The following is a 23,797-nucleotide window of genomic DNA, read 5'->3' as shown; positions in this document are numbered from 1 at the left end:
CATGCCCCGCCTGCTCGCGCCCCTGCTTGCCCTTTCCCTCCTGCTGCTGGCCGGCGGCGCCCAGGCCAGCTACATCACCCGCACGCTGAACAAGCCGGTACCCGGCGGCGTGGCGGTGGTCGACCTCGGCCCCGCCGCCAGCGCGCCCAGCGCCCGCTTCGACGGCAAACCGGTGCTGGTGGTGAAGGAGCAGGACAACTGGCTGGCCATCGTCGGCATCCCGCTGACCCAGAAGCCCGGCACCGCGATGCTGAGCCAGGGCGGCCGTACCCTGCCCTTCACGGTCGGTAGCAAGAAATACCCCGAGCAGCGCATCACCCTGAAGAACACCCGCCAGGTCAACCCGAACCCGGCCGACCTCAAGCGCATCGATCGTGAGCTGGCCGAGCAGATCAAGGCTTACCGCAGCTTCAGCCCGACCCTGCCCAGCAACCTGATTCTCGACAAGCCGGTCAGTGGCCCGCTGTCGAGCAAGTTCGGCGTGCGCCGTTTCTTCAATGGCGAAGAACGCAACCCGCATGCCGGGCTGGACTTCGCGGTGCCGGCCGGCACGCCAATCAAGACCCCGGCCAATGGCAAGGTGATCCTGGTGGGCGATTACTTTTTCAACGGCCGCACGGTGTTCGTCGACCACGGGCAGGGCTTTATCAGCATGTTCTGCCATATGTCGAAGATCGATGTGCAGGTGGGGCAGCAGCTGCGCCGGGGCGAGGTGGTGGGGCGCGTGGGCTCGACCGGGCGGGCTACCGGGCCACATATGCACTGGAACGTCAGCCTGAACGATGCACGGGTGGATCCGGCGATTTTCATTGGTGCGTTCCAGCCCTGAGAGCGGTACTGCCTGTGCCGGCCTCTTCGCGGGTAAACCCGCTCCCACAGGGATGGCGCTGCACCTGTGGGAGCGGGTTCACCCGCGAAAGGGCCAGCACAGTCGACATCAGTTCAACTGTGTTGCGCCATCGAAAAATACTGCGCAACAATCAATAAGCCAGCTTTGCTTTCATGCCATAAAATCTCGCCTTTTAGCTTTTTTTAAGCATTCCTCTCAATTTTTTCTGAACGCTTGCCATCACCCACCCCACTGGTTAGGGTTGAAGGCATGAAAACCTACAGCACCCTCATCCTGCTCCGACAACATCGCAGCCTCTGCCTGGTCAGCGCCCGACTACCAGGCTGAATCGCGTCGCCTCGCCTTTTATCTCGTTATCGCTCGGCAGGCCCGATCTCGGCCGCACACAAAAGGATTGCTTCCATGACCATGCTCAAAGACCCTTCGAAGAAATACCGCGCTTTCCCGACCATCGACCTGCCTGACCGTACCTGGCCGTCGAAGACCATCACCGCCGCGCCAATCTGGTGCAGCTCCGACCTGCGTGATGGCAACCAGTCGCTGATCGAGCCGATGGATTCGGAGAAGAAACTGCGCTTCTGGAAGACCCTGGTGCAGGTTGGCGTGAAGGAAATCGAAGCCTCGTTCCCATCCGCCTCGCAGACCGATTTCGACTTCGTGCGCATGCTGATCGAAGACGGCCACATCCCGGACGACACCACCATCCAGGTGCTCACCCAGGCCCGTGAAGACCTCATCGCCCGTACCTTCGAATCGCTGCGCGGGGCGAAGAAGGCCATCGTCCACCTGTACAACGCCACCAGCCCGTCGTTCCGCCGTATTGTCTTCAACCAGGACAAGCAAGGCGTGAAGGACATCGCGGTGAACGCGGCCAAGCTGTTCGTCAAGTATGCCGCCCAGCAGCCGGAAACCCAGTGGACCTTCCAGTACTCGCCGGAAACCTTCAGCGCCACCGAGATGGAGTTCGCCAAGGAAGTCTGCGACGCGGTCATCGAGGTGTGGAACCCGACCCCCGAGCACAAGATCATCCTCAACCTGCCGGCCACCGTGGAAGTGTCTACCCCGAACATCTACGCCGACCAGATCGAGTGGTTCTGCCGTAATGTGAGCCGTCGCGACAGCGTGATCATCAGCCTGCACTGCCACAACGACCGTGGCACCGGTATTGCCGCCACCGAGCTGGGCCTGATGGCCGGCGCCGATCGTGCCGAAGGCTGCCTGTTCGGCAACGGCGAGCGTACCGGTAACGTCGACCTGGTGACCCTGGCGCTGAACCTCTACACCCAGGGCATCGACCCGCTGCTGGACTTCTCCGACATCGACGGCGTGCGCAAGGTGGTCGAAGAGTGCAACCAGCTGCCGGTACACCCACGCCACCCGTACGTGGGCGACCTGGTCCACACCGCGTTCTCCGGTTCGCACCAGGACGCCATCCGCAAGGGCTTCGCCAAGCAGCAGGAAGGCGAGCTGTGGGAAGTGCCTTACTTGCCGATCGACCCGGCCGACATCGGCCGCAGCTACGAGGCGGTGATCCGCGTCAACAGCCAGTCGGGCAAAGGCGGCATCACCTACCTGCTCGAGCAGGAATACGGCATCAGCCTGCCGCGCCGCATGCAGATCGAATTCAGCCAGGTAGTACAAGGCGAAACCGACCGCCTGGGCCTGGAAATGACCGCCCAGCAGATCTACAGCCTGCTGCACAAGGAATACCTGCAGGCCAACTCCCCGTATGCGCTGGTCAGCCACCGTCTGCAGGAAGAGAACGGCCACAGCGCCGTGGAAGTGGAAGTGGCGGGCGAAGGCGAGACTACCCTGCACTGGCGCGGCAAGGGCAACGGCGCACTGGAAGCACTGGTGGCCGGCCTGCCGATTGCCGTGGAGATCATGGACTACAACGAGCATGCCATTGGCGCCGGCACCAATGCCAAGGCCGCGGCCTATATCGAACTGCGCGTGGCCGGTGGTCGCCCGGTACATGGTGTGGGTATCGATGAAAACATCACCACGGCCAGCTTCAAGGCACTGTTCAGCGCGCTGAACCGCTCGCTGAGCCAGCAGGAAGCCAAGGCGGCCTGAGCCGTACCGCAATGAATGAGAAAGCCCGCATCGTTTGATGCGGGCTTTTTTGTTGGCCTGTGCCGGCCTCTTCGCAGCACAAGGCTGCTCCTACATGGGGCAGCGCAAGGTCCGGATGCTATGCAGTTCCTTGTAGGAGCAGCCTTGTGCTGCGAAGAGGCCGGCACAGGCACTGCAAGAATTTCAGGCAAAAAAAGGGGCGCCGACCAAGCGCCCCACAAGCCGTAAAGCACACAACAAATTCAGTTGGCGTCCAGCAGCGCCATCGCTTCCGCACTGCACGCTTCGATCCGCGCCCAGTCGCCGTTCTTGATCCAGCTGCTGTCGAGCATCCAGGTACCACCCACACACATCACATTGGGCAACGCCATGTAGTTGCGCACGTTGGCCGGGTTCACCCCGCCCGTAGGACAGAAACGAATATCGCCGAACGGGCCGCCAAAGGCCTTGATCGCCGCTACCCCGCCGCTGATCTCCGCCGGGAACAGCTTGAAGCGGCGGTAGCCCAGGGCGTAGCCCATCATGATTTCGGACGGCGTGCTGATGCCTGGCAACAGCGGGATCTCGCTGTCCACACCAGCTTCGAGAATGTCTTGGGTAATGCCTGGCGTAACGACGAATTGCGCACCCGCAGCTTCAACCGCGGCGAACATGCCACGATCGAGCACGGTGCCGGCACCGACACAAAGCTCCGGGCGCTGCTCGCGCAACACCTGGATGGCCTTCAGGCCATATTGCGAGCGCAAGGTCACTTCCAGGGTACGGATACCGCCGGCGGCCAGGGCGTCAGCCAGCGGCAGGATGTCTTCCTCACGGGCGATGGTGATCACCGGCAGGATGCGCGCCTCTTTGCAAATGGCGTCGATCCGTGCGGCTTTGTCGGCCATCGAGAGCTTGGGCTGTGGGCGTTCAAGGGTGGTCATGACTGTGGATCCTTGGCTCATGGGCACCAGTAGATGTCCAGGGGGGCGTGAAGAAAAGCGCGTATCGGCATTTCGGAAAGGTCGGTGCCAGCCAGCGCGGCGCGCAGGGTAGCGAGTTTGCCCTGCCCTTGTACGGACAGCGCGGTAAAGGCGGAGCTGGCCAGCAGCGAGCGGGTCATCGACAGGCGCTGGCGCGGCACGCTCGGTGCCAGCAAGGGCAGGCAGCGGCGTGAGTTGGCTAGGTCGAGGCCTGCCTCCAGGTTGGGGCTGGCGGGGAACAGCGAAGCTGTATGGCCATCATCCCCCATGCCCAGCACCAGTACGTCAATTGGCGGCAGCTCGGCCAAGGCCTGATCGGCCTTGCCTGCAGCGGCATCAAGGTTCTCCGCCTGCTGGTAAAGACCAACGAAGCGGGCCTTGGCTGCCGCGCCCTTGAACAGGTGGCGCGCCAGCAGGCCGGCGTTGCTGTCGGCATGCTCCACCGGCACCCAGCGCTCATCGGCCAGGCTGACGGTGACCTTGGCCCAGTCGAGGTTTTCGCTGGCCAGCTTCTCGAGGAACGGCACCGGGCTGCGGCCGCCGGATAGCACCACGCAGGCCTGGCCCTTGGCGGCAATGGCTGCGCGCAGGCGCTCGGCCACGTCATGGGCCTGGGCTGCGGCCAGAGCCTTGGCATCCGCCAGCTCATGTACCGTCACAGTCGCTGGCAGTTTCAGTTCAGATATCCCCATACCACGCCCTCCCATCGCGTGTGATCAGTGCAATCGAGCTCATCGGCCCCCAGGAGCCTGCGGCGTAGGGCTTGGGCGCATCGCCTGCGTTACGCCAGCCAGCAATCAGCTGGTCGCACCACTTCCAGGCATACTCGATTTCATCCTTGCGCACGAACAAGTTCTGGTTACCGCGCATCACTTCGAGCAACAGCCGCTCGTAGGCATCCGGGATCCTTGCACTGCGCCAGGTATCGGAGAAATTCAGCTGCAACGGGCCGCTGCGCAGTTGCATGCCTTTATCCAGGCCCTGCTCCTTGGTCATCACCCGTAAAGAAATGCCTTCGTCCGGTTGCAGGCGGATGATCAGCTTGTTACCGATCTGCAAACGCTGTTCCGGAGCGAAGATGTAGTGCGGCGTTTCCTTGAAGTGGATGACGATCTGCGACAGTTTCTGCGGCATGCGCTTGCCGGTACGCAGGTAGAACGGCACCCCCGACCAGCGCCAGTTGCGGATGTCGGCACGCAGGGCGACGAAGGTTTCGGTGTCGCTCTGGGCGTTGGCGTTGTCTTCTTCCAGGTAACCGGGCACAGGCTTGCCATCGCTGTAGCCGGCGATGTACTGGCCGCGCACCACACGGGTGCTCAGCCCTTCGCCGGTGATCGGTGCCAGGGCCTTGAGTACCTTGACCTTCTCGTCACGGATGGCGTCGGCCGACAGCTCGCTGGGCGGGTCCATGGCGATCAGGCACAGCAGCTGCAGCAGGTGGTTCTGGATCATGTCGCGCAGCTGGCCGGCCTTGTCGAAGTAGCCCCAGCGGCCTTCGATACCGACCTTCTCGGCGACGGTGATCTCCACATGGGAGATGGAATTCTGGTTCCACTGGGTTTCGAACAGGCTGTTGGCGAAACGCAGGGCGATCAGGTTCTGCACTGTTTCCTTGCCCAGGTAGTGGTCGATGCGGTAGACCCGGCTCTCTGGGAAGAACCGAGCCACAGCATCATTGACCCGGCGCGACGACTCCAGGTCGTGGCCAATGGGCTTCTCCAGCACCACTCGGGTGCGTGCGGCCAGCCCGGCCTTGTCGAGGTTTTCGCAGATGGCCCCGTACACCGCCGCAGCGGTGGCGAAGTAGGCAATCAGCGGCAGCTCGTCCGGCAACTGCTCGGCCAGGGCCTGATAGCCCTCGGGCTGGAGGAAATCCAGGTGCTGGTAGCTCAGCCTGGCGAGGAAACGGCCCAGTGCGGCGGGCTCGATATCGGCCTCGGGCACATGCCGGCGCAGGTGCGCCTCGATGCTGTCCAGGTGGCCCTGCGCGCTACCGGCCTCGCGGGCCAGCGCCAGCAGGCGGGTTTCCGGGTGCAGCAGGTTGGCCCGGTCGAGCTGATAGAGGGCAGGAAACAGCTTGCGCAATGCCAGGTCGCCTAAGGCGCCAAACAGGGCAAAGGTGCAAGGTTCGACACTGATCGCAGCCATGATGTTGGTTCTTTCCTAAAGTTGGTCTAGGAATACCGCTTTCACATACGGTTTTCAAGGGATAATGTAGTAAAAACCACAACATTACACACAAGTGTTACAGACAAGTGGTACGTCAACCGCGCCGACAGTACGATAGACGACCGTGCAAAAAGCCTGCTGCTCCAACAGCCGGCTGTCTTCCCGACCCAAGGACACACCCATGGACCGCGTGCGAAACCTCCTGGAACAGATCCAGGGCCGCCTCGACGAGCTGAACAAGGCCGAACGCAAAGTCGCCGAAGTCATCCTGCTCAATCCGCAACAAGCCACCCGTTTCAGCATCGCTGCGCTGGCCCAGGCGGCCAAGGTCAGCGAACCGACCGTCAACCGCTTCTGCCGCTCGTTCGGCGTCAGCGGCTACCCCGAGCTCAAGCTGCAGCTGGCGCAGAGCCTGGCCAGCGGCGCCGCCTACGTCAGCCGCGCGGTGGAGGCTGACGATGACCCGGCAGCCTACACCCAGAAGATCTTCGCCAGTGCCATCGCCTCGCTCGACAGCGCCTGCCAGCAGCTCGACCCGCAACAGGTCAGCCGTGCCGTGGACATGATGATCCAGGCCCGGCAGATCCACTTCTTCGGCCTGGGCGCCTCGGCGCCGGTGGCGCTGGACGCCCAGCACAAGTTCTTCCGCTTCAACCTGGCAGTATCGGCCCACGCCGACGTGCTGATGCAGCGCATGCTGGCCTCGGTGGCGCACACCGGCGACCTGTTCGTCATCATCTCCTACACCGGGCGCACCCGCGAACTGGTCGAGGTGGCCCGCCTGGCCCGGGAAAACGGCGCCTCGGTACTGGGCCTGACCGCTGCCGGTTCGCCACTGGCCAATGCCTGCAGCCTGAGCCTGCACATTCCGCTGCCGGAAGACACCGACATCTACATGCCGATGACCTCGCGGATCATCCAGCTGACCGTGCTCGATGTGCTGGCCACCGGCATGACCCTGCGTCGCGGCGTGGACTTCCAGCCGCACCTGCGCAAGATCAAGGAAAGCCTCAACGCCAGCCGCTACCCGATCGAGGACGACGAGCTCAACTGAGCCGGTGCGCCTGCAGGCGCAGGTGGGCACGCTGCCCCGGCGCCAGGCTCAGGCCCTCGCCACTGCCGCTGGCGGCCTCGACACAGACGAAGCGCTGGCATTCACGCCCGGTCACGCCCATCAGCGGGCGGTTGCCCGGGTGCCACACCACCGTGTCGTCGCTGTCACCGGTATCGATGCACAGCTCGCGCTGCCAGGCCGGGTCCTGCAATTGCACCCGCGGCGTGCCGGGGTAGACCTTCTGGCAACCGCCCTTGAGCTTCAGCGCGCCATCTTCACGGCAGGCCTGGCGGTTCAGGCGGTCGTAGCCTTCGATATCCTCCAGCCCGGACAGCGCTATCTCGGACACGTCACTGATGCGCCAGTAGGCCAGCAGGGCATGGCTCAGCTGGCAGGGTTCGCTGTCCTGGTGCTCGGTGCTCAGGCTCAGCTCCATGCGGCTACCCAGCCGGGCATGCAGGTCAACCTGCCAGTCGCACAGGTCCAGCCGCCATTTCAGGGTTACGCCCTCCTCGTCCTCGCGGCTGTCCACCAGCTTCCAGTCGAGCAGGCGCGCCCAGCCATGGGCGGGCCACAAGTCCTCGCTGGGGTGGCGGCCATACCATGGCCAGCACACCGGCACGCCACCGCGGATCGCCCCCACCTGCGGCCACTGCTCGGCGCACCACAGCCAGGGCCGTTCACCCGCTGGTTGAAAATGCAGCAGTTGCGCACCCTGGCGGCTGAACACCGCCTGGCAACGGGGATGGTCGATGATCAGCACATCGCGCTGCTGGTAACGCTCCCACTCGAATGTCGGCCGGGGCCGCTGCGAGGTGAAGAAGCGATGGAGCGGATGTTCGGGCATGGTTCAGAGCTCTTGTTGTTTGAGATAGCGCTGTCTCGGCCTATCCCCGACAACCACTGAAGACCAGTGGTTGTCGGGTACCGAAGTGGATTGGCGTAAATTTACAACAATTGCTCTCAGAATGACGACTGAATCTTCAAACCTGCGACCAGCGCGTTGTCCACCTCATCCACGCCGCCGGGGCTCTTGATGTACTGCAGGTTGGGCCGCACGGTCAGCCAGTTGGTGACGTGGAAGCCGTAGTAGAGCTCGGCGTTGTACTCGGTACGCTGCAGCGGCACGAAGCCTGGGTTGTCGTAATCGCTGATGCCGCTCTGGGCGTTGAGCAGTTCCGCGCGCTTCTTCACGTCGTCATTCACATGAATGCGCGCCACGCCAAAGCCGATATCGTCCTTGGGCCGGGCGTCGAATGCGCCTTTGTAGACCAAGCCCAGTTGCTGATAGTTGTCGACGACGTTGGTGGCCTTGTCGTGCACGGTGAAGTTGGCGAACAGGCTCAGGCCACGGTTTACATCGCCGCCATGGGCAGTGACCTGCTGCTGTGCCACCACCCACCAGCCATGCTTGCTGGAGTGCGACTTGAAGGCCTCGCCCGTCAGCGCCTGCGGGTTGCCGTTGACGTCATCGAACACATCGTCGGCCTTGGCCGTGCTGTAGTAGTAACCCAGACGGTACTCGCCCGGCAGGCCATTGACCTTGGGTGACCACACCGCTTCCACCGGCAGGATCGCGCCTTTGGTGCCGCTGCCACTGAGCTTGAAGCCGTTGCCGGTTTCCAGGTTGGAAGGGTTCTGCTCGAAGGCACCGACCTGAACGAAGAATTCCGGAGTGATGTTGTATTTCACCCGCAGCGCCCACTGGCTGACCGGCCAGTTGTACCAGATGCCGCCAACCCAGTTGCCCACCTGCGAGCCGCAGAAGGCCAGGTTCTGGAAGTCGCAGGGGAAACTGTTGAAATCCTCGCCCTCGCCGAAGCGGCCGAATTTCACGTCCAGCGCACCGTCGAAGTACTTCTGCTTGACCCACATCTGGGTCAGGCGCCAAGTCTGGCCGCGGCCCCACACTTCCTGCACCGAGCTGAACTGCCCGGCGCGCGGGTCGCTGATGCGGTCGTTGGACAGGTTGCGGCCGCTGCGCTCGGTGATCGCCAGCTTGAACTCGGCGTCGTGCCAGCCAAAGATTTTCTGCAGGTCCAGGTGCGCGCCGAGGGCGAACTGGTCGCTGTAGCGCGCAGTCTTGTCGTCGTTGTATCCACCGTGCAGGTTACCGGCAACCTCGCCGACGTAATCGAGGGTGAAGTCATAGCCCTTTTCCAGCAACTCGGTGCGGGTGCCGCCCCAGTCGCCGGTCATCCACTTCGATTCGCTGGAAAAAGCTTCGGCAGCCTGAACGCTGCTGCCAACAGCCATCGCCAGTGGCGCGAGCAAGGCCAGCGAGCCCAATGTCCTGATGCGTTTGCGCTGTTCCATCCCTTTGCGTCCTCTTTTTCTTATTTGATGGTGTAGACGAGTTATCGGCCCTTGAAGTGCGCCACGTTGTCTTTCATGGTTGCAGCAGTGGTGGCCAGGTGCAGGCGCTCGCCGCTGGCGGCGTCGAACAGCAGCACCCGGGCTGGGTCGAATTGCAGGTTCAGGTTATCGCCGACCCGGCACGCCACATCCGGCGCCAGGCGGCAGCAGACCTTGGTCTGGTTGAGGGTGACGAATACCAGCAGGTCTGGCCCGGTGGGCTCGGTCACCTGCACCTCGGCGCGAATGCCGGGCAGGCCATTGCCCTCGGCTGCACCCAGGGCAATCTGCTCGGGGCGGATGCCGAGGATGACCTCGCGGCCATCCATCTCGTCCGCGGCCATTCCCAAGGGCAGCTCGCAACGCGCCTGGCCGCTGTCGAGCACGGCCAGCAGGCGCCCGTCCTGTTGCGTGAGGCGCGCCGGGATGAAATTCATCGGCGGCGAGCCGATGAAGCTGGCGACGAACTGGTTGGCCGGATCGTTGTAGATCTGCTGCGGGGTGCCGAACTGCTGGATGATGCCGTCCTTCATCACCGCCACCTTGTCGCCCAGGGTCATGGCCTCGATCTGGTCATGGGTGACGTACACGGTGGTGGTCTTCAAGCGCTGGTGCATCAGTTTCATTTCGGTGCGCATCTCGACGCGCAACTTGGCATCGAGGTTGGACAGCGGTTCATCGAACAGGTAGATCTTCGGCCGCCGTGCCAGCGCCCGGCCCATGGCCACGCGCTGTTGCTGGCCACCGGACAGCTGCGCCGGCTTGCGCGCTAGCAAGTGCTCGATCTGCAACAGCTTGGCCACCCTCGCCACTTCCTCGTCGATTGCAGCTTGCGGCAGCTTGCGGATCTTCAGGCCGAACTCGATGTTCTCGCGCACGCTCATGGTCGGGTACAGCGCGTAGGACTGAAACACCATGGCGATGTCGCGGTCCTTGGGGCTCATGCCGCTGACGTCCTGCTGGTCGATGAGTATCGCGCCGCCGGTGATCTGCTCCAGCCCGGCGATGCAGTTCATCAAGGTCGACTTGCCGCAGCCCGAGGGGCCGACCAGGATCAGGAACTCGCCATCCTTGATCGACAGCTGGATGTCCTTGAGGGTGTCCGGCAAACCGCTGCCGTAGGTCTTGTTCACATTGCGAAGTTCGAGCGTTGCCATGACTTACCCCTTTACCGCGCCAGCAGTCAGCCCGCGGACGAAATATTTGCCTGCCACCACGTAGACCAGCAGGGTTGGCAGGCCGGCGATCATCGCCGCCGCCATGTCGACGTTGTATTCCTTGGCCCCGGTGCTGGTATTGACCAGGTTGTTCAGGGCCACGGTAATCGGTTGCGAATCGCCGCTGGAGAACACCACGCCGAACAGGAAGTCGTTCCAGATCTGGGTGAACTGCCAGATCAGGCAGACCATGATGATCGGCGTGGACATCGGCAGGATGATGCGGCGGAAGATGGTGAAGAACCCGGCACCGTCCAGACGCGCGGCCTTGACCAGCGCATCGGGGATGCTTACGTAGAAGTTGCGGAAGAACAGCGTGGTGAAGGCCAGGCCGTAGACCACGTGTACCAGCACCAGACCGGTCGTGGTGCTGGCCAGGCCGAGCTTGCCGAGGGTGAACGAGGCCGGCAGCAGTACAGTCTGGAACGGCAGGAAGCAGCCGAACAGCAGCAGGCCGAAGAACAGCTGCGAACCGCGGAAGCGCCACATCGACAGCACATAGCCGTTCAGCGCGCCGATGGCGGTGGAGATCAGCACCGCTGGCACGGTGATCATGATCGAATTCCAGAAGTAACCGCTGACCGTGCTCCAGGCCTTGACCCAACCGATGCCGGTAAATACTGCCGGCCAGCTCAGCAGGTTGCCGGTGCTGATGTCTTCCGGGGTCTTGAAGCTGGTCAGCAGCATCACCACCAACGGTACCAGGTACAGCAGCACCGCCAGCAACAGCACGGCGTGGATGGCGATACGGCTCGGGCTCAGCACCGCTTTGTCGAGAGGGCTATGCATGGCGTTTGCTCCGCAGCTCCGAGTACAGGTAAGGCACGAGGATCGCCAGGATCGCCCCGAGCATCAGGATGGCGCTGGCCGAGCCCATGCCCATCTGGCCACGGCTGAAGGTGAACGAATACATGAACATCGCCGGCAGGTCGGACGAGTAGCCTGGGCCGCCGGCAGTCATGGCCGCCACTAGGTCGAAGCTCTTGATGGCAATGTGCGCGAGGATCATCAGCGAGCTGAAGAACACCGGGCGCAGGCTGGGCAGTACCACGCGCCAGTAGATGCGCGGCAGGCTGGCGCCGTCGATCTGCGCGGCACGGATGATCGACGGGTCGACGCCACGCAGGCCGGCAAGGAACATTGCCATGATGAAACCCGAGGCCTGCCACACGGCGGCGATCACCAGGCAGTACACCACCCGGTCGGGATCAATCAGCCAGTCCAGGCGAAAGCCCTCCCAGCCCCAGTCACGCAGCAGCTTGTCCAGGCCCATGCCGGGGTTGAGCAGCCACTTCCAGGCGGTACCGGTGACGATCATCGACAGCGCCATGGGGTACAGGTAGATGGTGCGGATGAACCCTTCGCGACGGATGCGCTGGTCCAGCAAGACCGCCAGCACTACGCCGATGACCAGGCTGATGGCGATGAACAGGCCGCCGAACAGCAGCAGGTTCTTGCTTGCCACCCACCAGCGGTCGTTGTCGAACAGCCGGGCGTATTGCGCCAGGCCGGCCCATTTGTAGGTCGGCAGGAAGGTCGAGGTGGTGAAGGACAGAACGAAGGTCCAGAGGATGTAGCCGTAGAAGCCCACCAGGATGATGAACATGCTAGGCGCCAGCACCAGCTTGGGCAGCCAGCGCTGTAGCGCGTCCAGGGGTGAGGCCCGCAGTTGGGCGGTTGCTGTGGTCATGGTTCACCTCAAAGGCGCCGCACTCCCCTGTAGGAGCGGCCTTGTGTCGCGATGGGCTGCGCAGCAGCCCCAAAGGACTCAAGGTCGATTACCTACCTTAAAGATCGAGTGCGCAGGTTATGGGGCTGCTGCGCAGCCCATCGCGACACAAGGCCGCTCCTACAACGGAATCGCGTCAGCTTTACTGGGCAGCCTTGATCGCCGCCGCCAGCTTCTTCGCCGCATCGGCCGGGTCGGCCTTGGGGTCGTTGATGTAGTTGGTCACCACATCGAAGAACGCGCCCTGCACGGCCAGCGTGGTGGCCATGTTGTGCGCCATGCTCGGCTGCAGGCCGCCATTTTTGGCATCGGCCAGGAAGTCCTTGGCAGAGGTCTGCGCGCAGGCGTCGAAGCCATACTTGCCCATGTCGGCCAGCATGTCGTTGCGCACCGGGATCGAGCCTTTGTTGCTGCTGAAGACCTTCTGGAAGTTCTCACCCAGCACCTTGCGGGCAATATCCTGCTGGCCGGCAGACGTTCCGGCGTCGTTCTGCTTGAACACCACCAGCGAGTCGATGTTGTACAGGAAGGCCTTTTCGGTGCCGGGGAACGGCACGCACTGGTAGTCCTTGCCGGCGGTTTTCTTCGCCAGGGTCCATTCGCTCTTGGCCCAGTCGCCCATGATCTGCATGCCGGCCTTGCCGTTGATGACCTTGGCCGCTTCCAGGTTCCAGTCCTGGCCTTTGCCATCCGGGTCCATGTAGGTGGCGACCTTTTTCAGTTCGGTCAGCGCCTTGACCATCTGCGGGCCAGTCAAGGCCGTGCTGTCGAGGTCGACCAGGGCCTTCTTGTAGCCATCGGCCCCCATGACCGCCAGCACCACGCTTTCGAACACGGTGCTGTCCTGCCACGGCTGGCCGCCATGGGCGAGCGGGATGAAGCCGGCGGCCTTGAGCTTGTCGGCGGCGGCGTAGAATTCGTCGAGGGTGGCTGGCGCCTTGTCGATCCCGGCCTTCTTGAAGACCTCAGGATTGATCCACAGCCAGTTGATGCGGTGGATGTTCACCGGCACGGCGACATAGTCACCGTCGTACTTGACGGTGTCCGCGACTTTCTTGTCGAGCAGTGAGTCCCACTTTTCTTCCTTGGCCACATCCTTGAGCACATTGGCGTCGAGCAGGCCGGTGGCAGCCCAGTCCTGGATGTCCGGGCCCTTGATCTGCGCGACACCCGGCGGGTTGCCGGCCACGGCGCGGCTCTTGAGTACGGTCATGGCGGTGGCACCACCACCACCGGCGACGGCGCCGTCCTTCCAGGTGAAGCCATCTTTTTCGACCTGGGCCTTGAGCACATCGACCGCCGCTTTTTCACCACCGGAGGTCCACCAGTGCACGACCTCGACACTGCCTTTGGCATCGGCAGCCAAGGCACTCAGCGGGAACAAGGAGGCCAGTGAGATTGCGGCAGCGAGACGGAGCGTGGAATTCATCGAAGCACCTTTCTTGTTGTTATGCCGTGCAAGTCGATCGCTTGCGTTGCATGAAGTCTAAACAGCGTGCTCGCCTCGCCAGGTAACGAAGCGATGCGCGAATGTCATCGTTTGGTTACATTGCCGGCAAAGCTGCAGGCCAGGCTGGGTGCCAGTGGCAAGCCCGGCAGCAGCAGCGCCTGGTAGGCATGGTAGAGGTCGGGTTTGCCTGGCCAGATGGTCGCGGCCGGCTGGTTGTGCGCATCGAGTTCGTGGTGCCAGCTGCCAGCGCCATGGTCAATGAAATGGTTGGCGACGAAGGCCCAGCAACGGCGGTACCACTGTTCGTAGTGCCTGTCGCCCGTGCGCTGCAACAGTGCTGCTGCGGCGGCGCAGGCTTCGGCATGTACCCAGTGCAGGCGTGCGCGCACCACCGGGCGATCGTCCCAGTCCAGGGTGTAGACGAAACCGGGCGCGCCATCGACGTTCCAGGCCTGCTGGCAGGCTGTGTCGAATAATGCGCGGGCGCAGTCTGGCAGCCACCGCGGGGCTTGCAGGCCGGACCGTTCCAGGCTGGCCTCCAGGTGCAGCAGCAACCGCGCCCACTCCAGGGCATGCCCGGGCGTGGAGCCATAAGGCCGGAAGTGGTCTGCCGGGTACGCCTGGTTGTAGTGCGGCAGCGGCTGCCAGAGGGCGTCGAAATGCTCGATGACCCGGTAGCCGTTGGCGGCGGCATGGGTATGGATGATGCGTTCGGCGATGCGCAAGGCACGTTGCAGCCACAGGTTGTCGCCAGTTACGTCTGCCAGGGCCAGGAAGGCCTCGACCGCATGCATGTTGCTGTTGGCACCACGGTACTGCTCGGGCAGCTGCCAGGCGCGGGAGAAGGCTTCCCGCAGGGCCCCCTCCTCTTCGCTCCAGAAATGCGCTTCGAGCACCTGCACCGCGTCTGCCAGCAGGACTGGTGCACCACTAGCGCCTGCCATCACCGCCGAGCTGGCGGCCAGGGCGACAAAGGCATGCAGGTAAGCCGCCTTGCCGCTGTCGTCATGGCCACCGGGGTGGGCGAACCAGCCGCCGTAGGTGGCATCCTGCAGCGCGCCACGCAGTGCGGCCACGCCATGTTCGGCATAGGCCATGTAGCCGGGCACCCCCTGCAGGTGGGCCAGGGCAAAGCAGTGGGTCATGCGGGTGGTGATGAGGGTTTCGGCGCGGGCACCGGGGGCAAGCAGGCCTGCGGCGTCGAGGCTACCGAAGCCATCGGGCAGTTTCGCAGCCGTGGCGAAGGCCAGCAGGCGTTGCCCTTCTGCCATGCGCCAGGCGTTGTGGGCCGGGGCGTCGAGCCAGCGGGTGGAAGCCAGGTTGGAGGTGCTCATGGGCCAGCTTGATCCTTGCCAGTCGTCTGCGAATTCTAGTGAGCGGGCCTGGATGGGAATGTCACCAAGGAGGGTGGCTTTGTCACCAGCCAGTGACATTTGTGTTGCCTGTGCCGGCCTCTTCGCGGGTAAACCCGCTCCTACAAGTTTTTGCGTTAGCCTCGGAGTCTGTATGGACCTGTGAGGTCTTTGTGGGAGCGGGTTTACCCGCGAAGGGACCGGTAGAGGCAATACAACCCTTCAGTCCATGCCCCGCGGCAGATACAAGGTCACCCGCAACCCGCCCTCACGCAGGTTCAGCAAGCTCACCTCCCCGCCATGGCTATGGGCAATGTTGCGCGCAATCCCCAACCCCAGCCCGTACCCCTGCTGCTGCCCGGCCAGACGGAAGTGCGGCTCGAACACCTGTTCCAGTTGCTGCTGCGGCACCCCCGGCCCCTGGTCATCCACCTGCAGGACGAACCCCTCGGCACTGTCGATGATGCGCAGCCGCGCCCGTTCGCCGTACTTGATGGCGTTGTCGATCAGGTTGCCGATGCAGCGCCGCAACGCCAGCGGCTTGCCCGGGTACGGCGCCAGCGCCCGGCCTTCGAGCGTTATGCGGCCATCGCCCAGGTAAGGCTCGGCCAGGATTTCCAGCACCTGGTTGAGGTCGACCGGCTCGATGTTCTCGTGGATGTCGGTGTCCTTCACGCACTGCAACGCGCCTTTGACCAGCAGTTCCAGCTCGTCCAGATCCTGGCTGAACTTGGCCTGCAGGCGCTCGTCCTCCAGCAGCTCGACGCGCAGGCGCAAGCGGGTGATCGGCGTGCGCAGGTCGTGGGAAATGGCGCTGAACAGCTGGCTGCGCTCGGTCAGGTATCGGCTGATGCGCTCGCGCATGCTGTTGAACGCACGCCCCACCTCGACCACCTCGCTGCCACCACCTTCGGCCACCGGCGCCACATCGGCGCCCAGCGACATCTCCCGCGCAGCCCGCGCCAGGCGCTTGAGCGGCCAGCTTTGCCAGTGCACCAGCAAGCCGATGAACAACAGCAGCAAGGCCGTGGTCAGCACGATGAAGCCGATCTGCTGACGCGGCAGGCGCTCGGCCTCCAGGCTGGTGTAGGGCTCGGGCAGCAGCGAGGCGATGTACAGCCACTCACCCTCGCCCAGGCGGATCTGGGTGACCAGCACCGGCGGGTTGAGTGGCTCCAGAGTCAGCGAGTAATGCGCCCAGGAGCGTGGCAGTTCGTCGAGCTTCAGGCCGCTGTTGAAGATACGCAGGTCGTCCGGCCCGACGAACTCCACGGAAATTTCCATCTGCGAACCCAGGCGCTCATGCAGCACTTGCTGGAACACATCGATCACCGCCTGCTTGCGTGGGGTAACGGGCAGTAGCGGCATGTCCAGCGGCTTGGCGTTGAGGGACACGAAAAAGCGCGTGCCGCCCATGCTGCGCAGCTGATCGAGGACCATCGGCCGGTAGGCCACCGGCAACGAGCGGAAGTAGCTGACACTGGCACTCATCGAATGAGCCAGGCTGCTGGCGCTGGCACGCAGGCCCTGCAACTGGCTGGCGCGCAATTGGGCAACCCAGATGATGCTCGACAACCCCTGGGCCAGCAGCACTACCAGCAGAGTCAGCAGCAGCATGCGCCCCAGTAGCGAACGCGGCAGCAGACGCCAGCGCCGCTCAGGGCGCATTGCAGACATGGGCAGCCAACAGGTAACCGCTGCCGCGTACGGTGCGGATCAGCCGGGGTGGTTTGTCGGTATCGCGCAGGCGCTGGCGCAGGCGGCTGACCGCCATGTCGACGATGCGGTCCAGCGGCATCGGCTCGCGACCACGGGTGGCGTTGCCGATGGTGTCGCGGTCGAGGATCTGCTGTGGGTGGTCGAGGAACAGCTTGAGCAGGGCGAAGTCGGCGCCGGAGAGAATCACTTCCTCACCGTCGCGATGGAACAGGCGGTGGCTGACCGTGTCCAGGCGCCAGTCGTCGAAGGCCAGCACCGCACTGCCCGGCGCCGCCTGGCCGAACTCGGCGCGGCGCAGCAGGGCCTTGATCCGCGCTTGCAGTTCGCGGGGGCTGAATGGCTTGCCCAGGTAGTCGTCGGCGCCCAGCTCCAGGCCGATGACCCGGTCGGTTTCGTCGGAGCTGGCGGTGAGCATGATGATCGGTACCCGTGCCTGTCGCGGGTGCTGGCGTACCCAGCGGCACAGGCTGAAGCCGTCTTCGTCGGGCAGCATGACATCGAGGATGACCAGGTCGCAGGGGGTGGTTTCCAGCGCGCGGCGAAAGCCCTTGCCGTCGGCTTCGGCATGCACCTGGAAGCCGGAGCGGCTCAGGTAGGTTTGCAGTAGTTCGCGGATTTCCTGGTCGTCGTCGACCATCAGGATTGATTTGCCGGCAGTGCTCAAGGTGGTCCTTCCTCTTATTGATTGCAGGTCTTTTTGCCTGCTGTCGGGTGTTGCGTTCAGGGGCTGCCTTGCAGCCCATCGCGACACAAGGCCGCTCCTACAGAATGGCGCGGCCCCGTGTAGGAGCGGCCTTGTGTCGCGATGGGCCGCACAGCGGCCCCCTGCTACCTATCGGTTATCCAGCACCTGCTGCAAAGCCACCCCGGCCCCCAGCAACCCGGAAAACTCCGCCGTCACCAGCCAAACCGGCACGCCAGCGAAATAGCCACTCATGCAGCCCTTGTCGGAAAAACTCGCGGCAAACCCGCTGCGCAGGAACAGCTCGGCAAAGCGCGGGATCACGCCGCCGACAATATAGACCCCACCCCGTGCGCCCAGCGTCAGAACATTGTTACCAGCGACTCGGCCGAGGAACCGGCAGAACTGCTCGATCACCGCCAGCGCCCGCGGCTCGCCGCCGAGCGCGGCATCGGTGATCTGTGCCGGGGTCTTGTGTCGGGGTGTGTCGCCGTCCAGCGCGCAAATTGCCTGGTACAGGCGCAGCAGGCCACCGCCACTGAGCACGGTCTCGGCGCTGACATGGCCGATCTGCCCGTGAATCTGTTGGTGAATCGCCGCTTCGCGGGCATTGCCCACCGGCAGGTCGACGTGCCCGCCCTCTCCCGGCAAGGCATGCCAGTGCTGTTCGCCCAGGCGCAATAGCGCGCCAACGCCCAGCCCGGTACCCGGGCCAATGACCAATGCCGGCCGCGACAGGTCCGCCTGGCCTGGGCATACTTCGCGGAATTCGCCAGGACGCAGGCGGGTCATGCCCAGCGCCATGGCGGTAAAATCGTTGATCAGCAGCAGCCGCTCGACCTGCAATGTCTGGCAGAAGGCCACGCGGCTGAGGCGCCAGTGGTTGTTGGTGAAGCGGAACTCATCGCCATCGACCGGCCCGGCCACCGCCAGGCAGGCAGCAGTCACGCCGCCGCGGGGAATGCCCAAGCCTTCAAGGTAAGCCTCGATGGCCTGTTCCGGGCTGGTGTAGTCCTCGGTGGCAAAGACCTTCACTTCATGCAGCTGGTTGTCACGCCACAACGCAAAACGGGCATTGGTGCCGCCGATGTCGCCAACCAGCAGGTCCTTCATTTGAGGTTCTCCAGGGCCGAGGTGAACGCACTGGCGCCCTGCTCTGCCGGGCTGAACGCCATGCGCATGAAGCCGAACAGCTCGCGCCCGCAGCCCAGGTCGTTGCCCTGTGGCGCTGGCGGCAGATCGCGGCTGGCCAATTCTTCAGCCGACACCATTACCCGCAGCGTGCCTTCGACACCATCGACCCGCACAATATCACCATCGCGCACCCGTGCCAGCGGGCCGCCGTCATAAGCCTCGGGGCAAACGTGAATGGCCGCCGGAATCTTGCCCGAGGCACCGGACATGCGACCGTCGGTGACCAGCGCCACCTTGAAGCCACGGTCCTGCAGCACACCGAGGAACGGTGTGAGCTTGTGCAGCTCCGGCATGCCATTGCAGCGCGGGCCCTGGAAGCGCACCACGGCGACGAAGTCACGCTCCAGCTCGCCGGCCTTGAACGCATCGGCCAGCGACTGCTGGTCGTGGAACACCCGCGCCGGGGCCTCGACCACCTGGTGCTCGGGGGCAACAGCGGACACCTTCATCACGCCGCGACCGAGGTTGCCCTCCATCACCCGCAGGCCGCCTTCGGCCGAGAACGGCCGCGCCACCGGGCGCAGGATGCTTTCGTCCAGGCTGTGCTGCGGCCCTTCGCGCCACACCAGCTTGCCGTTGTCGAGGAACGGCTCCTGGGTGTAGCGGCGCAGGCCATGGCCGGCCACGGTGTTGACATCTTCGTGCAGCAGCCCGGCATCGAGCAGCTCGCGGATCAGGAAGGCCATGCCGCCAGCGGCCTGGAAGTGGTTGATGTCGGCCTTGCCGTTGGGGTAGACGTGGGACAGGGTCGGCACCACCTCGGACAGGTCGGCCATGTCCTGCCAGGTCAGCTGGATACCCGCAGCCTGGGCAATCGCCGGGATGTGCAGGGTATGGTTGGTCGAGCCGCCGGTGGCATGCAGCGCGACGATGGAGTTGACCAACGCCTTCTCGTCGACGATTTCACCCAGCGGCATGAAGCTGCCGCTGGCCTTGGTCATGCGCGTGACCTGCTGCGCGGCCTCGGCGGTGAGCGCGTCGCGCAGCGGTGTGTACGGGTTGACGAACGAGGCGCCCGGCAGGTGCAGGCCCATCACCTCCATCACCAACTGGTTGGTATTGGCAGTGCCGTAGAAGGTGCAGGTGCCAGGACTGTGGTAGGACTTCATCTCCGACTCCAGCAGCTCTTCGCGGCTGGCCTTGCCTTCGGCGTAGCGCTGGCGCACATCGGCCTTCTGCTTGTTGGAAATGCCGGAGACCATCGGCCCGCCCGGAACGAAGATGGTCGGCAGGTGGCCGAAGCGCAGCGCCCCCATCATCAGGCCGGGAACGATCTTGTCGCAGATGCCCAGCATCAGCGCGGCGTCGAACATGTTGTGCGACAGGGCCACGGCAGTGGACATGGCGATCACTTCACGGCTGGCGATGGCCAGCTCCATGCCTGGCTCGCCCTGAGTCACGCCATCGCACATGGCTGGCACGCCACCGGCGAACTGGCCGACCGAGCCGACCTCACGCAAGGCCTGCTTGATCTGCTCGGGGAAGTGCTGGTACGGCTGGTGCGCCGAAAGCATGTCGTTGTAGGCCGAGACAATGGCCACGTTGGCCGCGTTCATCAGGCGCAGGGTCTGCTTGTCGTCGCTGCCGCAACCGGCCACGCCATGGGCGAAGTTGGCGCACTGCAGGCTGGCACGCATGGGGCCGTCACTGGCCGCGCCGCGAATCAGTTGCAGGTAGCGTTCGCGGGTGGCACGGCTACGTTCGACCAGCCGCTGGGTGACCTCAAGGATGCGCGGATGCATGTACTGGACTCCAGGCTAATTGTAAGGGCGGTTTGCCGGGCATTTCCCCTCCAAACGATTGCGGCCTAGGCTCAAGGTAGAGGAGCCCGCTGCATCGGTGGAGGCACGTCGCCCAACCACTCGTTGTATGTTTAAACAAAATACTGCCACTAAAAAGGCTTGTTTTCTATCGGCAGGTGAATAATCTTGTAATTCCAACAACAAAACCGTTTCAGTGAAGCTCCTTTGTGCCACAGCTTTCACTCGGACTGCCAGAGGTACTGCCATGACCCTACGCATCGCCATCAATGGATTCGGCCGCATCGGGCGCAACGTCCTGCGCGCACTGTATACCCAAGGCTACCGCCAGGACCTGCAGGTCGTCGCCATCAACGACCTGGGCGACAGCGCCATGAATGCCCACCTGCTCAAGTACGACAGCGTGCACGGTACTTTCGACGCCAGCGTCGAGGCCGACCACGAAAGCCTCACGGTCAATGGTGACCGTATCGCGGTCAGCGCCATCCGCAACCCGGCCGAACTGCCCTGGAAGGCCGAGGCGATCGACGTGGTGTTCGAATGCACCGGGCTGTTCACCGAGCGTGCCAAGGCCGCCGCCCACCTGGCTGCGGGGGCTGGCAAGGTGATTGTCTCGGCACCGGCCAAAGGCGCCGATGCCACCGTGGTGTACGGGGTCAACCATGACATCCTGCGGGCCTCGCACCAGATCATCTCCAATGCCTCCTGCACTACCAACTGCCTGGCACCGATTGCCCAGGTGCTGCACCGCGAGTTCGGCATCGAACAGGGTCTGATGACCACCATCCATGCCTATACCAACGATCAGGTGCTGACCGATGTGTACCACGGCGACCCGTATCGTGCGCGTTCGGCAACCCAGTCGATGATCCCGAGCAAGACCGGCGCTGCCGAGGCCGTGGGCCTGGTATTGCCGGAGCTGGCCGGCAAGCTGACCGGCATGGCGGTACGGGTGCCGGTGATCAACGTGTCGCTGGTGGACCTCACGGTCAACCTCAAGCGCGAGGCCACGGCCGAACAGGTCAACCAGCTGTTCCTCGAGGCCAGCAAGCATTCCAGGGTATTGGGCTACAACGCCTTGCCGCTGGTTTCCTGCGATTTCAACCACAACCCGCTGTCGTCGATCTTCGATGCCAACCATACCCGGGCCAACGGGCGCATGCTCAAGGTGCTGGCCTGGTATGACAACGAGTGGGGGTTCTCCAACCGCATGCTGGATAACTGCCTGGCGTTGTGCCGCGCCGGCTGAGCATGACATGGCATTTTTACCGCCTGTGAGATCGAGCGCCGCGCGGGCGGCGCTCGATCTCACAGGCGCTGATAATGCCGCGGCGAGCGCCTCTGCGCCCAATACTCACAATCTTTACCTTTTCCTAACATTTCCAGGCTTGACCCTCGAGGAGGATGATAAGCATTATCATTAACCTTTCGTCGGCCAGGTCCCCCTGTGAGTCAGTCCCGGTTCAACTCTGTCTTCCTCGTCCAGCGTCTTACCCTGCTGCGCACCCTGCAACGCATGGTGGGCAACCCCAACACTGCCGAAGACCTGTTGCAGGAAACCTACCTGCGGGTTTCCCGCGCGCTCGGTGAGCGGCCCATCGAACACATCGAGCCGTTCGTGTTCCAGACCGCGCGCAACCTGGCCCTCGACCATCTGCGCGCGCGCCGGGTGCAATCGCGCATGCTGGTCGACGACGTGCCCGACGAGGTCCTGCACAGCGTGGCCGCACCGGCCACCAGCAGCGAGGATGCGGCACATGCCGAGCAGTTGCTCAAGCACCTGAGTATCAGCCTCAAACAACTGAGCGAACGTCAGCAGCGCATCTTCATACTAAGCCGGCTGCATGGCGCCACCTACCTGGAAATCGCCAGACAACTGAATGTTTCTCCCAGCACGGTACAGAAGGAACTGAAACTGATCATGGCGATCTGCATGGGTGTCGCCGACCGCCTCAAGTGAGACAACCCAAAGCCCTTGCCACACCCCGCCTCAGCCTTGATCATTCGAAAAAAACCATTCAAGGATTCACCGTGACCGACAGCCCTGCCCCTCGCCCGTCACCCGCTGGGCCCAGCGCCCGTGCTCGTGCCATGGACGAGGCGCTGGACTGGCTGGTGCGCCTGCAATGCGCCGACGCCGAGGACACCCAGGCCTTCGAAGCCTGGCTGAGCGCAGCGCCGGAAAATGCCGAGGCCTATGTCGAGGCAGAAGCATTGTGGAACGGCGCACCGCTGCACCAGGTGGCCCTGCAGATGCATCAGCAACAGCGCCGCTCGTGGCGCGGGCGCCTGCGCAGCCACTGGAAACCCCTGGCCACGGTAGCGCTGCTGCTGGTCGGGCTGTTCACCCTCGGCAACCTGCCCATGCGCCTGCAGGCCGACCACCTGACAGTGGTGGGAGAACGCCAGCGCCTGCAGCTGGAAGACGGGGCGAAAGTGCTGCTCAACACCAATTCGGCATTTGCCAGCGAGCAGCGTGATGGTCGCCAGGTCGCCCGCCTGCTGCAGGGTGAGGCCTATTTTCAGGTCCCCGAGGGCGCGCTGCTGCCACTGGAAGTGCAGGCCGGGCCGTTGCGCGCGCAGGTGCGCGACACCGACTTTGCCGTGCGCTACCTCGACGGCGAGGCACAGGTGCGGGTGCAGCGCGGCGATGTCGACCTGCAGGGGGACCGCGACCAGCGCATCCGCCTGAGCGCCGGCGACAGCATCAGCGTCGGCCCCCAGGGATTCGGCAAGCGCCAGCGCCCCGACATGCACAAGGACCTGGCCTGGGTCGACGGCCGCCTGGTGTTCGAGAACTGCCCGCTGAGCCAGGTGCTGGCCGAGGTGCAGCGCTACTACCCGGGCTGGATCATCAACCGCAATGCGCAGCTGGAAGACATGGCGGTCACCGGCAACTACCGCCTCGACCAGCCGCTGGAAACCCTGCGTGCGCTGGCCCACATCACCTCGGCACAGCTGCATGAGTACCCGGCGCTGGTTATCCTGAACTGATCTTTTGCCTGTCTCGGCCTCATCGCCGGCAAGCCAGCTCCCACCCCGACCGCATTGGCCTCAAGCAATGCGATGTCCCTGTGGGAGATTACCCAGCCCTTTTGGGCTGCGCTGTCGCGCAGAGAACAAATATCGCTCGTCTGACGCGGCCTTTGTAGGAGCAGCCTTGTGCTGCGAAGAGGCCGGTACAAGCAACAGACAGGCTTTGTCAGTACCGGCCTCTTCGCAGCACAA

General features: G+C 63.8%; 20 protein-coding genes. 6 read left to right on the top strand and 14 right to left on the bottom strand.

All coding sequences use genetic code 11. The annotated features are described in order from the left end of the window. Window position 1: 1 nt before the first annotated feature. A complete protein-coding gene (locus WM94_RS18810; RefSeq protein WP_015269103.1) occupies window positions 2-829 on the top strand; it encodes a M23 family metallopeptidase in 828 nt (275 codons plus the stop codon). 423 nt (window positions 830-1,252) lie between these two features. After that, on the top strand, window positions 1,253-2,926 hold the full coding sequence (leuA, locus tag WM94_RS18805) for a 2-isopropylmalate synthase (RefSeq protein WP_013971133.1): 1,674 nt from the start codon (window positions 1,253-1,255) through the stop codon (window positions 2,924-2,926). 242 nt (window positions 2,927-3,168) lie between these two features. Here the strand turns inward: leuA and WM94_RS18800 are convergent, their stop codons facing one another. Genes WM94_RS18800 through zwf form a run of 3 tightly spaced genes read right to left on the bottom strand, consistent with a single transcriptional unit; the run spans window position 3,169 to window position 6,036 of the window. Then, complete coding sequence (locus tag WM94_RS18800; RefSeq protein ID WP_015269102.1) at window positions 3,169-3,849, bottom strand: bifunctional 4-hydroxy-2-oxoglutarate aldolase/2-dehydro-3-deoxy-phosphogluconate aldolase; 681 nt, start codon at window positions 3,847-3,849, stop codon at window positions 3,169-3,171. A gap of 17 nt (window positions 3,850-3,866) precedes the next feature. After that, window positions 3,867-4,580 (bottom strand): 6-phosphogluconolactonase, encoded by a 714-nt coding sequence (gene pgl / locus WM94_RS18795; RefSeq protein ID WP_061551896.1) that lies wholly within the window; start codon window positions 4,578-4,580, stop codon window positions 3,867-3,869. Continuing rightward, window positions 4,567-6,036: a glucose-6-phosphate dehydrogenase gene (gene zwf, locus WM94_RS18790; protein WP_013971130.1), complete on the bottom strand. Its 1,470-nt coding sequence runs from the start codon at window positions 6,034-6,036 to the stop codon at window positions 4,567-4,569. Before zwf ends, pgl begins: the two co-directional genes overlap by 14 nt. A gap of 211 nt (window positions 6,037-6,247) precedes the next feature. Between zwf and hexR the strand changes: the two genes are divergently transcribed. Further along, a complete protein-coding gene (hexR, locus tag WM94_RS18785; RefSeq protein WP_169774905.1) occupies window positions 6,248-7,111 on the top strand; it encodes a DNA-binding transcriptional regulator HexR in 864 nt (287 codons plus the stop codon). On the opposite strand, the gene WM94_RS18780 is transcribed toward hexR, so the two are convergent. The 11 genes from WM94_RS18780 to edd all read right to left on the bottom strand — a co-directional run bounded on the left by WM94_RS18780 (window position 7,104) and on the right by edd (window position 20,551). Further along, entirely contained in the window at window positions 7,104-7,958 is an 855-nt protein-coding gene (locus tag WM94_RS18780; protein WP_013971129.1) for a D-hexose-6-phosphate mutarotase, read from the bottom strand. The two genes, hexR and WM94_RS18780, sit on opposite strands and share 8 nt — an antisense overlap. A gap of 116 nt (window positions 7,959-8,074) precedes the next feature. Then, the gene (locus tag WM94_RS18775; RefSeq protein WP_230397116.1) at window positions 8,075-9,367 is read right to left on the bottom strand and encodes a carbohydrate porin; all 1,293 of its coding nucleotides are present in this window, start codon (window positions 9,365-9,367) and stop codon (window positions 8,075-8,077) included. Between the two features lie 101 nt (window positions 9,368-9,468). Continuing rightward, complete coding sequence (locus WM94_RS18770; RefSeq protein WP_061551895.1) at window positions 9,469-10,623, bottom strand: ABC transporter ATP-binding protein; 1,155 nt, start codon at window positions 10,621-10,623, stop codon at window positions 9,469-9,471. Window positions 10,624-10,626: 3 nt separating this feature from the next. Then, window positions 10,627-11,472: a carbohydrate ABC transporter permease gene (locus WM94_RS18765; RefSeq protein ID WP_003257967.1), complete on the bottom strand. Its 846-nt coding sequence runs from the start codon at window positions 11,470-11,472 to the stop codon at window positions 10,627-10,629. After that, complete coding sequence (locus WM94_RS18760) at window positions 11,465-12,373, bottom strand: carbohydrate ABC transporter permease (protein ID WP_013971125.1); 909 nt, start codon at window positions 12,371-12,373, stop codon at window positions 11,465-11,467. The genes WM94_RS18765 and WM94_RS18760 overlap by 8 nt, the downstream gene beginning before the upstream one ends. 181 nt (window positions 12,374-12,554) lie before the next feature. After that, window positions 12,555-13,841 (bottom strand): ABC transporter substrate-binding protein, encoded by a 1,287-nt coding sequence (locus tag WM94_RS18755; RefSeq protein ID WP_061551894.1) that lies wholly within the window; start codon window positions 13,839-13,841, stop codon window positions 12,555-12,557. Between the two features lie 104 nt (window positions 13,842-13,945). Then, window positions 13,946-15,196 (bottom strand): AGE family epimerase/isomerase, encoded by a 1,251-nt coding sequence (locus WM94_RS18750; RefSeq protein WP_061551893.1) that lies wholly within the window; start codon window positions 15,194-15,196, stop codon window positions 13,946-13,948. A gap of 240 nt (window positions 15,197-15,436) precedes the next feature. After that, a complete protein-coding gene (locus WM94_RS18745) occupies window positions 15,437-16,891 on the bottom strand; it encodes an ATP-binding protein (RefSeq protein ID WP_025337865.1) in 1,455 nt (484 codons plus the stop codon). Next, complete coding sequence (gene gltR, locus WM94_RS18740) at window positions 16,872-17,597, bottom strand: two-component system response regulator GltR (protein WP_003257963.1); 726 nt, start codon at window positions 17,595-17,597, stop codon at window positions 16,872-16,874. Before gltR ends, WM94_RS18745 begins: the two co-directional genes overlap by 20 nt. 168 nt (window positions 17,598-17,765) lie before the next feature. After that, window positions 17,766-18,728: a glucokinase gene (locus tag WM94_RS18735; protein ID WP_061551892.1), complete on the bottom strand. Its 963-nt coding sequence runs from the start codon at window positions 18,726-18,728 to the stop codon at window positions 17,766-17,768. After that, window positions 18,725-20,551 carry a phosphogluconate dehydratase gene (gene edd / locus WM94_RS18730; protein ID WP_013971120.1) on the bottom strand — a complete coding sequence of 609 codons (1,827 nt, stop codon included), beginning with the start codon at window positions 20,549-20,551 and terminating at the stop codon, window positions 18,725-18,727. The genes WM94_RS18735 and edd overlap by 4 nt, the downstream gene beginning before the upstream one ends. 265 nt (window positions 20,552-20,816) lie before the next feature. On the opposite strand from edd, the gene gap reads away from it, so the two are divergent. The 3 genes from gap (at window position 20,817) to WM94_RS18715 (ending at window position 23,563) form a co-directional block, all read left to right on the top strand. Continuing rightward, window positions 20,817-21,818, top strand: coding sequence for a type I glyceraldehyde-3-phosphate dehydrogenase (gene gap / locus WM94_RS18725; protein WP_003257961.1), 1,002 nt, complete (start codon window positions 20,817-20,819; stop codon window positions 21,816-21,818). Window positions 21,819-22,016: 198 nt separating this feature from the next. Continuing rightward, entirely contained in the window at window positions 22,017-22,529 is a 513-nt protein-coding gene (locus WM94_RS18720) for an RNA polymerase sigma factor (RefSeq protein ID WP_039612760.1), read from the top strand. 71 nt (window positions 22,530-22,600) lie between these two features. Further along, entirely contained in the window at window positions 22,601-23,563 is a 963-nt protein-coding gene (locus WM94_RS18715) for a FecR domain-containing protein (RefSeq protein ID WP_061551891.1), read from the top strand. Window positions 23,564-23,797 lie beyond the last annotated feature (234 nt).

Origin of the sequence: Pseudomonas sp. ABFPK, from assembly GCF_001586765.1 — a bacterium.
Taxonomy (GTDB): domain Bacteria; phylum Pseudomonadota; class Gammaproteobacteria; order Pseudomonadales; family Pseudomonadaceae; genus Aquipseudomonas; species Aquipseudomonas asiatica.
Note: the sequence above shows the minus strand (reverse complement) of the source record. Positions and strands in the feature narration are given on the sequence as shown.

What these genes read in the sequence shown, in the direction of transcription:
- WM94_RS18780 (WP_013971129.1), bottom strand. Translation starts at nt 7,958, where the DNA reads ATGCCCGAACATCCGCTCCATCGCTTCTTCACCTCGCAGCGGCCCCGG.
- WM94_RS18765 (WP_003257967.1), bottom strand. Translation starts at nt 11,472, where the DNA reads ATGCATAGCCCTCTCGACAAAGCGGTGCTGAGCCCGAGCCGTATCGCC.
- pgl (WP_061551896.1), bottom strand. Translation starts at nt 4,580, where the DNA reads ATGGGGATATCTGAACTGAAACTGCCAGCGACTGTGACGGTACATGAG.
- WM94_RS18810 (WP_015269103.1), top strand. Translation starts at nt 2, where the DNA reads ATGCCCCGCCTGCTCGCGCCCCTGCTTGCCCTTTCCCTCCTGCTGCTG.
- WM94_RS18755 (WP_061551894.1), bottom strand. Translation starts at nt 13,841, where the DNA reads ATGAATTCCACGCTCCGTCTCGCTGCCGCAATCTCACTGGCCTCCTTG.
- leuA (WP_013971133.1), top strand. Translation starts at nt 1,253, where the DNA reads ATGACCATGCTCAAAGACCCTTCGAAGAAATACCGCGCTTTCCCGACC.
- WM94_RS18800 (WP_015269102.1), bottom strand. Translation starts at nt 3,849, where the DNA reads ATGACCACCCTTGAACGCCCACAGCCCAAGCTCTCGATGGCCGACAAA.
- WM94_RS18750 (WP_061551893.1), bottom strand. Translation starts at nt 15,196, where the DNA reads ATGAGCACCTCCAACCTGGCTTCCACCCGCTGGCTCGACGCCCCGGCC.
- WM94_RS18760 (WP_013971125.1), bottom strand. Translation starts at nt 12,373, where the DNA reads ATGACCACAGCAACCGCCCAACTGCGGGCCTCACCCCTGGACGCGCTA.
- edd (WP_013971120.1), bottom strand. Translation starts at nt 20,551, where the DNA reads ATGCATCCGCGCATCCTTGAGGTCACCCAGCGGCTGGTCGAACGTAGC.
- WM94_RS18745 (WP_025337865.1), bottom strand. Translation starts at nt 16,891, where the DNA reads ATGTCTGCAATGCGCCCTGAGCGGCGCTGGCGTCTGCTGCCGCGTTCG.
- zwf (WP_013971130.1), bottom strand. Translation starts at nt 6,036, where the DNA reads ATGGCTGCGATCAGTGTCGAACCTTGCACCTTTGCCCTGTTTGGCGCC.
- WM94_RS18775 (WP_230397116.1), bottom strand. Translation starts at nt 9,367, where the DNA reads ATGGCTGTTGGCAGCAGCGTTCAGGCTGCCGAAGCTTTTTCCAGCGAA.
- WM94_RS18735 (WP_061551892.1), bottom strand. Translation starts at nt 18,728, where the DNA reads ATGAAGGACCTGCTGGTTGGCGACATCGGCGGCACCAATGCCCGTTTT.
- WM94_RS18770 (WP_061551895.1), bottom strand. Translation starts at nt 10,623, where the DNA reads ATGGCAACGCTCGAACTTCGCAATGTGAACAAGACCTACGGCAGCGGT.
- gap (WP_003257961.1), top strand. Translation starts at nt 20,817, where the DNA reads ATGACCCTACGCATCGCCATCAATGGATTCGGCCGCATCGGGCGCAAC.